This window comes from Halocynthiibacter styelae (assembly GCF_016123485.1).
GTDB classification, from domain to species: Bacteria; Pseudomonadota; Alphaproteobacteria; order Rhodobacterales; family Rhodobacteraceae; genus Halocynthiibacter; species Halocynthiibacter styelae.
Window position 1 is genome coordinate 104,311 of the sequence record NZ_JADCKQ010000003.1, and the last position, 12,963, is coordinate 117,273.

A 12,963-nucleotide genomic window follows, 5' to 3' on the forward strand; every position below is an offset into this window, starting at 1 on the left:
CAAATAAGTTTTTCTGACGCCGCCGCCCGGGAAACCGGATGGCGGCGTTTTTCATATGATGGGGAGAGGCCCGGGAATGGCATCTGCAGCAGAGCAAATGGCGTCAAACATGAGCTGGAGTGCGTTCGGCAAAGCATCCGAGCTGCGCCAGCGTATTCTTTTCACACTTGGTCTGTTGATCGTTTACCGTCTCGGGACATATATCCCGGTTCCGGGCATCGACGGCACCGCACTGCGTGAATTTATGGACCAGGCAGGATCCGGCATCGCCGGCGTGCTTGGCATGTTCACAGGTGGCGCACTGTCACGGATGGGTATCTTTGCCCTGGGCATTATGCCTTATATCTCGGCTTCTATTATTATTCAGCTGCTGACCGCTATGGTTCCACAGCTGGAACAGCTGAAAAAAGAAGGCGAACAGGGGCGCAAGAAAATCGCGCAATACACCCGTTACGGCACGGTTCTTCTGGCGACATTCCAGGCCTATGGTCTGGCCGTCAGCCTTGAGGCCGGTGATCTTGCAACCGATCCGGGCCTTTACTTCCGCATTGCCTGCATGATCACGCTGGTTGGTGGCACCATGTTCCTGATGTGGCTGGGTGAACAGATCACCGCACGTGGCATCGGCAATGGTATTTCCCTGATCATCTTTGTTGGTATCATCGCTGAGATCCCGGCTGCGATCGCGCAATTCCTCAGCCAGGGACGTTCCGGTGCAATCAGCCCGGCGATCATTATGCTGGTCCTTGTGATGGTTGTTGCTGTGATTGCCTTTGTGGTCTTCATGGAACGTGCTCTGCGTAAAGTGCACATCCAGTATCCACGTCGTCAGGTCGGCATGAAGGTTTACGATGGTGGCGCAAGCCATCTGCCAATCAAAGTGAACCCAGCAGGCGTTATTCCGGCGATTTTCGCAAGCTCTCTGTTGCTGTTGCCGACAACTGTCGCAACCTTCTCTGGCAACCAGACCGGTCCTGTGATGTCCACAATCCTTGCCTATTTCGGGCCGGGTCAGCCGCTGTATCTGCTGTTCTTCGTTTCCATGATCGTCTTCTTTGCGTTCTTCTACACCTTCAACGTGTCTTTTAAGACTGACGAAGTTGCTGACAATCTGAAGAACCAGAATGGCTTTATTCCTGGCATCCGCCCGGGCAAGAAAACCGCTGAATATCTCGACTATGTCGTGACACGTCTTCTGGTCGTTGGCTCCGCCTACCTTGCGGCAGTTTGTCTCTTGCCTGAGATTCTTCGTTCACAACTGGCGATTCCTTTCTATTTTGGCGGGACCTCCGTTCTGATCGTCGTTTCCGTTACAATGGATACGATTCAGCAGGTGCAAAGTCATATGCTCGCACATCAGTACGAGGGCCTGATTGAGAAATCACAGCTGCGGGGGAAAAAGCGCGGCAAGAAAGGGACAGCCAGACGATGAATATTATTCTTCTCGGCCCACCAGGGGCAGGCAAGGGAACACAGGCGCAACATCTCGTGGAGACACGGAATATGGTGCAGCTTTCAACCGGTGACATGCTGCGCGAGGCACGTACCTCTGGCACAGAGATGGGCAACAAGGTTGCTGCTGTGATGGATGCGGGCGAACTTGTGACAGATGAGATCGTGATCGGTCTGATCCGCGAAAAACTGGAAGCCGGCAACGGGGGCGGTGGTTTCATCTTTGATGGTTTCCCACGTACCCTGATGCAGGCTGTGGCGCTGGAAAAACTGCTGGAAGAAACCGGCCAGACACTGGATGCGGCGATTGAGCTGCGTGTGCGTGACGAAGCGCTTGTCAGCCGTATTCTGAACCGTGCAGCTGAAGCTGTTGCTGCTGGTGGCGAAGCCCGTGCGGATGACAATGAAGAAAGTCTGCGCACGCGTCTGATGGAATACTACAAAAAGACTGCGCCGCTGTTGGGTTACTACTTTGCTAAGGAAAAGCTGCAGCGCGTTGACGGTCTGGCAGATATTCCTGTGGTTCAGGCGTCTCTCGCGGCGATCCTCGATAAATAAAATCAGGGACTTAACGGTTCTGATGGAATTTAAACACCGCCCAGGACGCTTGGGCGGTGTTTTTTGTTATTTTTAAGGGTCTGCCTTAAAGGATATCTGGAAATTAATCTTGTTTTGGGGTAGGAAACGGGTGTGCCTTTGTGCGCGCTGTGTTTTTCAATGTATTTTTGTTCTCTGCTTTTTACATACAGGAATGTGACCTATGAAACTTTTTTCTGCCGCTCTGGTGAGCGCTACTCTGATCGTATCTTCTGCCAATGCGGGTAATCTGATTGCCCCTGTGATGGAGGAGGAAGTAATCGTTGAGGAGGCTTCTGCATCCTCTGGTTCCGACTGGCTGATCCCGCTTTTTGCGCTGATCCTCTTTGCGGCTGCCGTTGGCGGCGGCAGCAGTGATACGATTACGTCACCAATAAACTGAGGTGGGTTAATGCGCTGGGGCAGCTTCCTGCTTGACGCATAAAACAAAACTCCATAAACAGCCTTATCCCGCAAGGGATTTTGATTCTGCGCAGGTTTTGCCTGCGTAGAAGAATCACCTCGAATTCAGCTGCGGCCCGGCGCATTCATGCCTCGGGCTTACGTTGTGAAAAAAGGTTCCGGTACTACGGAATCGCAACGAAAAGGAATATGACACTTGGCACGTATTGCCGGCGTTAACATCCCGACCCATAAACGGGTCCCGATCGCCCTGACTTATATCACTGGTATCGGCAGCACTTCTGCTGAAGCTATCTGTGAAGCTGTGAAAATCGACCTCACCCGTCGCGTAAACGAACTCTCTGATGCAGAAGTTCTGGCGATCCGTGAGCACATCGATGCGAACTACAATGTTGAAGGTGACCTTCGTCGTGAAGTTACCATGAACATCAAACGTCTGATGGATCTCGGTTGCTACCGTGGTCTGCGTCACCGTCGTGGCCTGCCTGTGCGCGGTCAACGTACTTCTACCAACGCTCGTACTCGCAAAGGTCCTGCAAAGGCCATTGCTGGTAAGAAGAAGTAAAGGGAGGGTTTGATCAATGGCACGCGATAAGACTCGTACGAAGAAAAAAGAGCGCAAGAACATTGCCTCTGGTGTTGCTCACGTGAACTCTTCGTTCAACAACACCAAAATCCTGATCTCTGACGTTCAGGGTAACGCTATTTCCTGGTCCTCTGCTGGTACCATGGGCTTTAAAGGCTCACGGAAATCCACACCTTACGCTGCTCAGATGGCTGCGGAAGATGCGGGCAAGAAAGCACAGGAACACGGTGTTAAAACACTTGAAGTTGAAGTACAGGGTCCGGGTTCCGGCCGTGAGTCCGCACTGCGCGCTCTGGCCGCTCTGGGTCTGAACATCACTTCTATCCGTGACGTAACACCTATCGCTCACAACGGCTGCCGCCCACCAAAGCGTCGCCGCGTATAAGCGTTTACGACTTTCCCGGGCTCATGGTTTCATGGGCCCGGATTTTGCATTTTGAAACCTCGGGCGTTTTCGGTCAGGGACATGGTCCGGAAACATGAATGGAGGCACTACGCATGATCCATAAGAACTGGCAGGAACTCATCAAGCCAACACAGCTTGAAGTAAAACCAGGCAACGACCCTGCACGTCAGGCAACCGTGATCGCTGAACCGCTTGAGCGCGGCTTTGGTCTGACCATGGGCAACGCACTGCGCCGTGTTCTGCTGTCATCCCTTCAGGGTGCAGCCATCACTTCCGTACAGATCGACAACGTTCTGCACGAATTCTCTTCCGTTGCAGGTGTGCGTGAAGACGTAACCGACATCGTGCTGAACCTTAAAGGTGTGGCACTGCGCATGGAAGCAGAAGGCCCTAAGCGTGTTTCCATTTCCGCAAACGGCCCTGCTGTTGTGACCGCTGGTGACATTTCTGAAAGCGCCGGCATCGAAGTTCTGAACAAAGAGCACGTGATCTGCCACCTGGATGATGGTGCAGATCTGTACATGGAACTGACCGTTGATACCGGTAAGGGCTATGTTGCTGCTGAGAAAAACAAGCCGGAAGATGCGCCGATTGGTCTGATCCCGATCGATGCAATCTATTCCCCGGTGAAGAAAGTGTCTTACGACGTTCAGCCGACCCGTGAAGGTCAGGTTCTGGACTATGACAAGCTGACACTGAAACTGGAAACCGACGGTTCTGTGACCCCTGATGATGCTGTGGCTTTCGCTGCGCGCATCCTGCAGGATCAGCTGTCCATCTTCGTGAACTTTGATGAGCCAGAAGCGGCTTCCCGTCAGGAAGAAGACGATGGCCTCGAGTTCAACCCACTTCTGCTGAAGAAAGTGGACGAACTGGAACTGTCTGTCCGTTCCGCAAACTGCCTGAAGAACGACAACATCGTTTACATCGGCGATCTGATCCAGAAGACCGAAGCAGAAATGCTGCGTACGCCGAACTTCGGCCGTAAGTCTCTGAACGAGATCAAAGAAGTTCTGTCCGGCATGGCGCTGTACCTCGGCATGGATGTCGAAGAATGGCCACCAGAGAACATCGAAGATCTGGCGAAAAAGTTCGAAGATCAGTTCTGATAATTGACGGGGTGCGCCTTCTGGTGTACCCCGCCGCAAATGCCCGGCTAACCGGGGAATATATGGGCGTTCCGCCCCAAGGAGAGCAGCTGACACGCATCAGCGGCCAGACAAAGTAAAACACTGACGAAGGAAAAGACACATGCGTCACGCAAAAGGCTACCGCCGCCTCAACCGTACTCACGAGCACCGTAAAGCCCTGTTTTCCAACATGGCTGGTTCCCTGATCGAGCACGAGCAAATCAAAACTACCCTGCCAAAAGCGAAAGAGCTTAAGCGTGTAATTGAAAAACTGATTACACTTGGCAAACGTGGCGATCTGCACGCACGCCGTCAGGCCGCTGCACAGCTGAAGCAGGACAAGGACGTTGCGAAACTGTTCGAAGTTCTGGGCCCACGCTATAAAGAGCGTCAGGGTGGCTATACCCGTGTTCTTAAAGCAGGATTCCGTTACGGTGACATGGCGCCAATGGCGATCATCGAACTGGTTGACCGCGATGTTGATGCAAAAGGTGCGGCTGACAAAGCCCGCGTTGCAGCTGAAGACGCCGCTGCTGAGTAATTCACCAGCAATTTGATTCGGAAGGGCTCTGCAATAGCAGGGCCCTTTTCAGTTTAATACCTTGTCTATTTAGTGACCTTCTGATTCCGGGCGTTTCTTCGCCGCTTCTTTCAGCTTTATCAAGAAGTTGTTTAACTGTTCGTCCGCCTGTTGGGACTCATGCATAAAGTCCAGTAAATTAAGGCGCACGCTGTCTGGCAACATGGTCAATTGAGTGAAAGTATCTGAAATAGTTCGGTGCAAGATTATTCTCAGTTTTATTTTGTAGTGACATACCTCAATTTAAGGTTGACGATTTTTCTGGCAACTTGTCTAAAAAGGTATGTCTGTTAAATCATCAGTAGATCTTGAACTACAAAAGCTGAGTATCCTGGCGCCGTCCGGGTATTTTGTCGGCTTGCATATTCGTTTCGCATCCGCACTTATGCAATTTTCCACCTATGACCAGGGCTGGCTCGATCATTATACCGAGCAAGCCTATGCATTGCGCGACCCGACCATTGCCTGGGGGTTCAGCACCGAAGGGGCTTGCCGTTGGTCCGAATTTGAAATCCCCGACACATTTGGTGTCCTGGCCGAAGCAAAGACATTTGGCCTGACCCATGGCATGACTATTTCCACAGGCCCTGTCCGTTCCAGAACCATTGCCAGTTTCTGTCGCAATGACAGGGAATTCGAAGACAGCGAAATCGAAGAGATTTCGCAAATAGTTCGCCGGTTGCACCAGATGGTGGAACCGCCGGAGAGCCTGACAAAGGCACAAATCGAAGCTCTGCGATTAATTGCCGACGGCGACCGGCACGCGGCAGCGGCTGCCAAACTCAGTATATCAGAGAGTGCTTTGAAAGCCCGATTGATGGGGGCCCGGGAAAAACTCCATGCCCGGACAACCGCCGAAGCAATTCAGCGCGCAAAGGACTACAGGCTGCTATAAGCGGAACGGTTCGCGTCGGTAATTTTCGCAGTTTTTATTCAAACTGGGAAAAATACCATGCAAACCACGACTCTTTCTTTCGAAAATCTTCACAACCATGGGGAGTTATTCGCAAACCTTTTTCGCGCAAGAAAGCAAAGCTTCATCGTGCAGAAAAACTGGGACCTGCCTGAGGCTCTGGATATGGAATACGATCAGTATGACACGCCTGCCAGCCGCTGGGTCGCGATCCACGATTTTGGCCAGGTCTATGCTGGTATCCGACTGACACCGACAACCATGAAGGTCGGAATGTATTCCTACATGATCCGCGATGCACAACGGGGCCTTCTTGGCACGATTCCGGAAGATCTTCTTTATGAGGACGCCCCGGTGGACGAACAGACCTGGGAATGCACCCGTGTGTTTGTTTCTCATGCGACGCCACAACGTATCCGGCGTCGTATTCACGCCTATATCGCGACAGCTATGTTGAAAGCCTCCCGGGAAGAGGGGGCAACAAGCCTGCTGACCCTGACTGCCGCAAACTGGCCGCGTTGGTTCGGGCGCTGCGGTCTGGAAGGCAAAGCTATTGGTCGCGAAATGTTCATTGGTGATGGCAACTATCAGTGCGTGTCGATTGACCTGACCGGCAATCTGCACTGATTTACAGTCTGGTTAAGGCTTTCCCTTGTGATTGGGAAAGCGTAGTTTTGATTCATGATAGATTTGTTTGACGCCACACCAGATGACCCTGAAAAAAAGACGGGCGCAGCCCAGGTTGCGCCCCGTCCGCTTGCGGATCGTCTGCGACCCCGCAGCCTGTCTGAGGTGATCGGGCAACAGCAGGTTCTTGGTCCTGAGGCCCCGCTGGGGACCATGCTGTCAGCCGGTAGTCTGTCGTCGCTGATTTTCTGGGGGCCGCCCGGTGTTGGTAAAACGACGATCGCCCGCCTTCTGGCGGATGAAACCGATCTGACATTCATTCAGATTAGTGCGATTTTCACCGGCGTTCCGGAGTTACGGAAAGTATTTGAGGCCGCAAAGCTGCGCCGCACAAACGGGCAGGGGACGCTGTTGTTTGTGGATGAGATTCACAGGTTCAACAAAGCCCAGCAGGATGGCTTTTTGCCCTATATGGAAGACGGGACCATTCTTCTGGTTGGGGCCACCACCGAAAACCCAAGTTTTGAGCTGAACTCAGCGGTTCTGTCACGATCCCAGGTGTTGGTGCTGGAACGGTTGGATCTGCGTGACCTGGAACTTCTTGCACAGCGGGCCGAAAAAGAAATGCAACAGGCGCTGCCGCTGGACGGCCCTGCGCGCGAGGCCTTGTTGGAAATGGCGGATGGCGATGGGCGCGCGCTTCTGAACCTGATTGAACAGGTGTCGGCATGGCCTGAAGCGAAAGCAGGCGAGAAGCTTGACACAGCAACACTTTCAACGCGGCTTATGCGGCGGGCAACGAAATACGATAAATCGGGTGATGAACACTACAACCTGATTTCCGCCCTGCATAAATCCGTGCGGGGGTCTGATCCCGACGCGGCGCTTTACTGGTTTGCCCGGATGCTGACCGGCGGGGAAGACCCGCGCTTTCTGGCGCGCCGGATCACAAGAATGGCTGTTGAGGACATCGGTTTTGCTGATCCCCAGGCGCAGACTCACTGTCTGCACGCCTGGGAAACCTATGAACGCCTTGGCAGTCCCGAAGGGGAACTGGCCCTGGCCCAGGCTGTGATCTATCTGGCACTGGCACCAAAATCGAATGGGGCCTATGTCGCCTATAAATCCGCCATGGCCGCCGCGCGTCAGACCGGATCAGAACCACCGCCCAAACACATCCTGAACGCGCCTACATCCCTGATGAAAGATCAGGGCTATGGCGATGGATATGCCTATGATCATGACGCGGCAGACGGATTTTCCGGGCAGAACTATTTCCCGGAAACGATGAAGCGTGGTGTCTATTATCAACCCGTTGATCGCGGTTTTGAACGGGAACTGAAACGTCGGGTCGATTACTTCGTTAAATTAAGGGCAAAACGGGGTTCCGGTTGACATTCCGGCCCGCCTGATCAAAAGGAAGCCTCTATGTCTGTAGCCTTTCTTCAGGTGGCACTTGGCGGGGCAATTGGTGCTTCGCTTCGTTATGCCCTCGTTCTGTCTGCGATGCGCTTTACAGCGCTTGGCTTTCCCATTGGTGTGCTTGGCGCAAATATCATCGGATCATTCCTCATGGGGTTTTTCCTGATCTATGCTGAGGTCCGCGGATTTGTCGCTCTGACACCTTTTATCATGACAGGTGTCTTGGGCGGGTTTACAACGTTTTCAGCATTCTCGCTGGAAACATTCAATCTGATTGAACGCGGGCAGTTTGGCTCGGCAGCACTTTATATGACGCTCTCTGTTGTCGCATCGGTGCTGGCGCTGTTTATGGGCGTATCTATCGCACGGGGGATCTTCGCATGAGTGGCGTGCAGAAAATTGAAATTACTGAATCTGAATCTGATCAGCGCCTGGATCGCTGGTTTCGCCGGTTGTTTCCGCATATCCCGCAGGGCCGGATCGAAAAACTGTGCCGCAAGGGGGATATCCGTGTTGACGGCGGCCGGGTGAAAACCGCAACCCGTCTCGAAACCGGGCAGGTGGTGCGCGTGCCGCCGTTGCCGGATGCACATGAGATGGCGGAACGTCCGGTGACGCCAGATGTGTCGGATTCTGATGCGCGCATGATGCAAGGGATCGTTCTGTATCGCGATGATCACATCATTGCGCTGAACAAACCACCCGGTCTGCCGACCCAGGGGGGCAGCAAGCAGAAACGTCATATTGATGGTCTGGCAGAGGCTTTGAAGTTCGGGCTGGATGAAAAACCACGCCTGGTGCATCGCCTGGACAAAGACACATCCGGTGTGCTGATCATGGCCCGGACCCGCAAAGTCGCAAGCGCGCTGACCGAAGCTTTCCGATCCCGCGATACCCGCAAGATTTACTGGGCGGCTGTTGCTGGTGTGCCTATGCCACGTCACGGAACGCTGCGCTGGGGGCTGGTGAAAGCACCGGGCCACGGCAAGGGTGGTGAGGGTGAGAAAATGCACTGTGTGCATCCCCGTCACATTGATGAGGTCGAAGGTGCGAAACGTGCAACCACGGATTACACCGTGATTTCCGGTCTTGGTGGTCGTGTCAGCTGGGCAGCACTTGTGCCTGTCACCGGCCGGACCCATCAATTACGGGCGCATATGTCTGAACTGGGCCACCCGATCATTGGTGACGGCAAATACGGCGGATCTGGCCAGGAAAACCTTGGCGATGGCTGGGGCGCGCAACTGGGCGGTGAACTTAGCAAAAAGCTGCATCTGCACGCGCGCAGCCTGACCCTGACTCATCCGGTGACTAATAAGCCTCTGACCATCACAGCGCCACTGCCCGACCATATGCAGCGCACCTGGGATACGCTGGGCTGGGAGTTGGGCGATGCGGCAGATGACCCGTTTGAGGATCTGACATGAGCGACTGGAAGGCAAAACGCTTCTGGAAAGACACCACTGTAGAAGCCTGTGACAACGGATTTCGGGTGCTGCTTGATGGGCGTCCGGTGAAAACACCGGCGAAGACATCTTTCGCGGTGCCGACACGGGCGCTGGCGGAAAAGATTGCCACCGAATGGCAGGCGCAGGAAGATGAAGTCCGGCCGGACACGATGCCCTTCACCCGTATGGCCAATTCCGCGATTGATAAGGTGACACCGCAGCATAGCGCCGTCGCTGAAATGCTGGCGGAATACGGTGGCACCGATCTGATCTGCTATCGCGCTGACGGTCCGCAGGAACTGATTGATCTGCAGGCGCAGGCCTGGGATCCGCTTCTGATCTGGGCGAAGGATGTGTTAAATGCGACATTGACCCCGGTTGAAGGGGTGATGTTTGCCTCACAGCCGGAAGACAGCCTTGCGCGCCTGGAAGCGCAGGTGAAAGCACTGGAACCCTTTCAACTTGCTGCGTTTCATGACCTCGTGGCTCTGTCCGGGTCGCTGATCATCGCATTCGCTCTGATACATGCCCATGATACCGGGGACAACCTCTGGGATATGTCGCGAATCGACGAGACCTGGCAGATCAGCCAGTGGGGTGAAGACGAAGAAAACGAACAAATGGTGGGTGTAAAGCGACAGTCCTTTATGGATGCTGCTGCATTTTACGCACTCCTCTGATACCGCCTGCCTGCGATGAGTCCAGTTGACTTTGTGAATTTCCTGGCTGAATCGACAGGTTTAGGTGTGTTTCACATAAATTTTTGTGACCCATTCCATCACAAAGCGCGACTATTCCTTGACGTTGAGGACAGAATTTGACCAAACTCCTGATACTCGGGGGCTAACCCCGGAAATCACCCCGGCCACAAAGGCCGGAACAACCACCCAAAAACGGGTGGACCATCAGGAAGAGGTTAATATGACAAAATCCGTATTTCTTGGCGCGCTGACCGTAGCTGGCATCGCTGCCGGCGGCGCTTACGCTGGTACGCTTGATGACGTACAGGCTCGCGGCAAACTGAACTGTGGTGTGACCACGGGTCTCGTTGGTTTTGCGGCACCTGACGCAAACGGCGAGTGGGAAGGCTTTGACGTAGGCGTATGTCGCGCTGTTGCAGCTGCTGTACTTGGCGACGCTAACGCTGTTGAATTCGTTCCGACAACTGGCAAGACCCGCTTCACTGCGCTGGCTTCCGGTGAGATCGACATGCTGGCACGTAACACCACATGGACATTCTCCCGTGACGTTGACCTGAAGTTTGAATTCGTAGGCGTGAACTACTACGATGGTCAGGGCTTCATGGTTCCGACTGAACTGGGTGTGACGTCCGCGAAAGATCTGGACGGCGCGACCGTTTGTATCCAGACCGGTACCACAACTGAGCTGAACCTCGCGGACTTCTTCCGTGCAAACAGCATCTCTTATGAGCCAGTGCCAATCGAAACCAACGCTGAAGCACAACAGCAGTACCTTGCTGGCGCTTGTGACGTTTACACCACTGACGCATCCGGTCTGGCTGCGACACGTGCGACTTTCGAAGCACCAGGCGATCACGTTCTGCTGCCAGAAATCATCTCCAAAGAGCCTCTCGGTCCGCTTGTTCGCCACGGCGACAACGAGTGGGGCGATGTTGTTCGCTGGACTCTGAACGCACTGATCACAGCTGAAGAGCTGGGCGTGACTTCCGCAAACATCGCTGAGATGGCTGCTGGTTCCAACAACCCTGAAATCAACCGTCTGCTGGGCACCGAAGGTTCCCTGGGCGAGATGCTGGGTCTGGACGCAGAGTGGGGCAAGCGCGCTCTGGAAGCTGGCGGCAACTACGCAGAACTGTTTGAGCGTAACATTGGTGAGAACACACCAATCGCTCTGTCCCGCGGGCTGAATGCCCAGTGGACAGACGGCGGCCTGCTGTACTCCCCACCCTTCCGCTAAACACATAAGGAAAGGGGCGCGGCATGTTCCGCGCCCTTTTTCTATTATACATAAGTAAAACAACTCCGGGATGAATGAGTGCCAAAAGGCACCGCACCTTAAGACCCGGGACAACAGGGAAATGTCTTCATGACGGTAATGACCGACCCCCCAAAGGAGTCGTTCCGACTGTCCATGCTGATTTACGATACGCGCTACAGAGCCATCACCATTCAGGTGGTCGCGCTTCTGGGGTTTGCGGCGTTCTTTGGCTGGCTGATCTGGAATACATCCAATAACCTGGCCGCATTGGGCAAAGAGCCCAGCTTCCGTTTCCTCTGGGAACCTGCAGGCTACGATATCAACCAGCGTCTTCTCGACTATAATTCACAAAGTCCGCATATCCGCGCTGCTTTCATCGGTGTACTGAACACGCTTGTGATCGCGGTTCTTGGCTGTATCACCGCCACTGTTATTGGTGTGCTGGTCGGTGTTCTGCGTCTTTCTAAAAACTGGGTCGTTTCCCGCCTGATGGCGGTTTACGTTGAAATGTTCCGGAACGTGCCGGTCCTTCTGTGGATCGTGCTTGCCATGGCGATCATGATTGAGATCCCGCCTGGTCCACGCGAATTCCGGGGCGACAATGCGACAGCCAGTGTTAGCCTGTTTGGCACAGTTGCTGTGACCAACCGTGGTATCTATGTTCCTGATCCAAAATTTGATGGTGGCCTTGGCGATCTGCCTGTTGGTGCTTCATCAACGGATGCAGCCTGTGCTGCATATTATGATGGATCTGAAGGCCTGGTAGACATCAACCCGGCTTGTGGCACATTCCAGATCAGCCTTGATTTCCTCGCGATTGTCGCACTTCTGGCCGGTACGCTTTATATCTCACGCCGGATCAAACAGCGTGCAGATGATATTCAGGAAAAAACCGGTGACCGTCCGACAACCTGGTATATCCGCCTGGCTGTTGTTGTGGTGCCAATGGTCATTCTGCTTTACCTCCTGGGACTGTACTTCACTGTACCAGAACTGAAGGGCTTTAACTTCAAAGATGGTCTGCATCTGCGGAACTCTTTGATTGCGCTCTGGCTGGCTTTGTCTCTGTACACAGCTGCCTTTATCGCGGAAATCGTACGTGCGGGGATCCTGGCGATCTCTAAAGGTCAGACCGAAGCTGCGAGTGCACTGGGCCTGAGCGCGGGCCGCACCATGAGCCTTGTGGTTCTGCCACAGGCACTGCGTGTGATCATTCCGCCGCTGATTTCCAACTATCTTAACCTGACGAAGAACTCTTCCCTCGCGATTGCGGTGGGTTATATGGATCTGACCGGTACGCTGATGGGGGTAACCCTGAACCAGACCGGCCGCGAACTTGAAACTGTTCTTCTCGGTATGCTCATTTACCTTTCCATCTCGCTGACGATCTCGATGGCGATGAACTGGTACAATGAATCCATCAAATTGCAGGAGCGCTGAG

General features: G+C 53.9%; 15 protein-coding genes. All 15 read left to right on the forward strand.

Going from position 1 to position 12,963, the window contains the following annotated elements; translation table 11 throughout:
- Positions 1-76 precede the first annotated feature (76 nt).
- The 15 genes from secY (at position 77) to H1D41_RS05090 (ending at position 12,962) form a co-directional block, all read left to right on the forward strand.
- The gene (secY, locus tag H1D41_RS05020; protein ID WP_107497267.1) at positions 77-1,432 is read left to right on the forward strand and encodes a preprotein translocase subunit SecY; all 1,356 of its coding nucleotides are present in this window, start codon (positions 77-79) and stop codon (positions 1,430-1,432) included.
- Positions 1,429-2,010 carry an adenylate kinase gene (locus tag H1D41_RS05025; RefSeq protein WP_228847868.1) on the forward strand — a complete coding sequence of 194 codons (582 nt, stop codon included), beginning with the start codon at positions 1,429-1,431 and terminating at the stop codon, positions 2,008-2,010. The genes secY and H1D41_RS05025 overlap by 4 nt, the downstream gene beginning before the upstream one ends.
- A gap of 202 nt (positions 2,011-2,212) precedes the next feature.
- Positions 2,213-2,431 carry a hypothetical protein gene (locus H1D41_RS05030; protein ID WP_228847869.1) on the forward strand — a complete coding sequence of 73 codons (219 nt, stop codon included), beginning with the start codon at positions 2,213-2,215 and terminating at the stop codon, positions 2,429-2,431.
- 216 nt (positions 2,432-2,647) lie between these two features.
- Complete coding sequence (rpsM, locus tag H1D41_RS05035; RefSeq protein WP_107497264.1) at positions 2,648-3,016, forward strand: 30S ribosomal protein S13; 369 nt, start codon at positions 2,648-2,650, stop codon at positions 3,014-3,016.
- A gap of 16 nt (positions 3,017-3,032) precedes the next feature.
- Positions 3,033-3,422, forward strand: a complete 390-nt coding sequence (gene rpsK, locus H1D41_RS05040; RefSeq protein ID WP_107497263.1) for a 30S ribosomal protein S11 — start codon at positions 3,033-3,035, stop codon at positions 3,420-3,422.
- Between the two features lie 113 nt (positions 3,423-3,535).
- The gene (locus H1D41_RS05045; protein ID WP_107497409.1) at positions 3,536-4,552 is read left to right on the forward strand and encodes a DNA-directed RNA polymerase subunit alpha; all 1,017 of its coding nucleotides are present in this window, start codon (positions 3,536-3,538) and stop codon (positions 4,550-4,552) included.
- A gap of 142 nt (positions 4,553-4,694) precedes the next feature.
- The gene (gene rplQ, locus H1D41_RS05050) at positions 4,695-5,114 is read left to right on the forward strand and encodes a 50S ribosomal protein L17 (RefSeq protein WP_107497262.1); all 420 of its coding nucleotides are present in this window, start codon (positions 4,695-4,697) and stop codon (positions 5,112-5,114) included.
- A 322-nt stretch (positions 5,115-5,436) separates the two neighbouring features.
- Positions 5,437-6,048, forward strand: a complete 612-nt coding sequence (locus tag H1D41_RS05055) for a helix-turn-helix transcriptional regulator (protein WP_228847870.1) — start codon at positions 5,437-5,439, stop codon at positions 6,046-6,048.
- Between the two features lie 57 nt (positions 6,049-6,105).
- Positions 6,106-6,693 (forward strand): acyl-homoserine-lactone synthase, encoded by a 588-nt coding sequence (locus H1D41_RS05060; RefSeq protein ID WP_107497260.1) that lies wholly within the window; start codon positions 6,106-6,108, stop codon positions 6,691-6,693.
- Between the two features lie 54 nt (positions 6,694-6,747).
- Positions 6,748-8,088: a replication-associated recombination protein A gene (locus H1D41_RS05065; protein WP_228847871.1), complete on the forward strand. Its 1,341-nt coding sequence runs from the start codon at positions 6,748-6,750 to the stop codon at positions 8,086-8,088.
- Positions 8,089-8,121: 33 nt separating this feature from the next.
- Positions 8,122-8,499 carry a fluoride efflux transporter CrcB gene (crcB, locus tag H1D41_RS05070; protein ID WP_228847872.1) on the forward strand — a complete coding sequence of 126 codons (378 nt, stop codon included), beginning with the start codon at positions 8,122-8,124 and terminating at the stop codon, positions 8,497-8,499.
- On the forward strand, positions 8,496-9,542 hold the full coding sequence (locus tag H1D41_RS05075; RefSeq protein ID WP_228847873.1) for an RluA family pseudouridine synthase: 1,047 nt from the start codon (positions 8,496-8,498) through the stop codon (positions 9,540-9,542). Before crcB ends, H1D41_RS05075 begins: the two co-directional genes overlap by 4 nt.
- Positions 9,539-10,243 (forward strand): ATP12 family chaperone protein, encoded by a 705-nt coding sequence (locus H1D41_RS05080; RefSeq protein WP_228847874.1) that lies wholly within the window; start codon positions 9,539-9,541, stop codon positions 10,241-10,243. The genes H1D41_RS05075 and H1D41_RS05080 overlap by 4 nt, the downstream gene beginning before the upstream one ends.
- Before the next feature lie 241 nt (positions 10,244-10,484).
- On the forward strand, positions 10,485-11,501 hold the full coding sequence (locus H1D41_RS05085; RefSeq protein ID WP_107497255.1) for an amino acid ABC transporter substrate-binding protein: 1,017 nt from the start codon (positions 10,485-10,487) through the stop codon (positions 11,499-11,501).
- Positions 11,502-11,630: 129 nt separating this feature from the next.
- Positions 11,631-12,962: an amino acid ABC transporter permease gene (locus H1D41_RS05090; protein WP_107497254.1), complete on the forward strand. Its 1,332-nt coding sequence runs from the start codon at positions 11,631-11,633 to the stop codon at positions 12,960-12,962.
- Position 12,963 lies beyond the last annotated feature (1 nt).

What these genes read in the sequence shown, in the direction of transcription:
- H1D41_RS05065 (WP_228847871.1), top strand. Translation starts at nt 6,748, where the DNA reads ATGATAGATTTGTTTGACGCCACACCAGATGACCCTGAAAAAAAGACG.
- H1D41_RS05045 (WP_107497409.1), top strand. Translation starts at nt 3,536, where the DNA reads ATGATCCATAAGAACTGGCAGGAACTCATCAAGCCAACACAGCTTGAA.
- H1D41_RS05090 (WP_107497254.1), top strand. Translation starts at nt 11,631, where the DNA reads ATGACGGTAATGACCGACCCCCCAAAGGAGTCGTTCCGACTGTCCATG.
- rpsK (WP_107497263.1), top strand. Translation starts at nt 3,033, where the DNA reads ATGGCACGCGATAAGACTCGTACGAAGAAAAAAGAGCGCAAGAACATT.
- H1D41_RS05060 (WP_107497260.1), top strand. Translation starts at nt 6,106, where the DNA reads ATGCAAACCACGACTCTTTCTTTCGAAAATCTTCACAACCATGGGGAG.
- H1D41_RS05075 (WP_228847873.1), top strand. Translation starts at nt 8,496, where the DNA reads ATGAGTGGCGTGCAGAAAATTGAAATTACTGAATCTGAATCTGATCAG.
- secY (WP_107497267.1), top strand. Translation starts at nt 77, where the DNA reads ATGGCATCTGCAGCAGAGCAAATGGCGTCAAACATGAGCTGGAGTGCG.
- H1D41_RS05080 (WP_228847874.1), top strand. Translation starts at nt 9,539, where the DNA reads ATGAGCGACTGGAAGGCAAAACGCTTCTGGAAAGACACCACTGTAGAA.
- H1D41_RS05085 (WP_107497255.1), top strand. Translation starts at nt 10,485, where the DNA reads ATGACAAAATCCGTATTTCTTGGCGCGCTGACCGTAGCTGGCATCGCT.
- H1D41_RS05055 (WP_228847870.1), top strand. Translation starts at nt 5,437, where the DNA reads ATGTCTGTTAAATCATCAGTAGATCTTGAACTACAAAAGCTGAGTATC.
- crcB (WP_228847872.1), top strand. Translation starts at nt 8,122, where the DNA reads ATGTCTGTAGCCTTTCTTCAGGTGGCACTTGGCGGGGCAATTGGTGCT.
- rplQ (WP_107497262.1), top strand. Translation starts at nt 4,695, where the DNA reads ATGCGTCACGCAAAAGGCTACCGCCGCCTCAACCGTACTCACGAGCAC.
- H1D41_RS05025 (WP_228847868.1), top strand. Translation starts at nt 1,429, where the DNA reads ATGAATATTATTCTTCTCGGCCCACCAGGGGCAGGCAAGGGAACACAG.
- H1D41_RS05030 (WP_228847869.1), top strand. Translation starts at nt 2,213, where the DNA reads ATGAAACTTTTTTCTGCCGCTCTGGTGAGCGCTACTCTGATCGTATCT.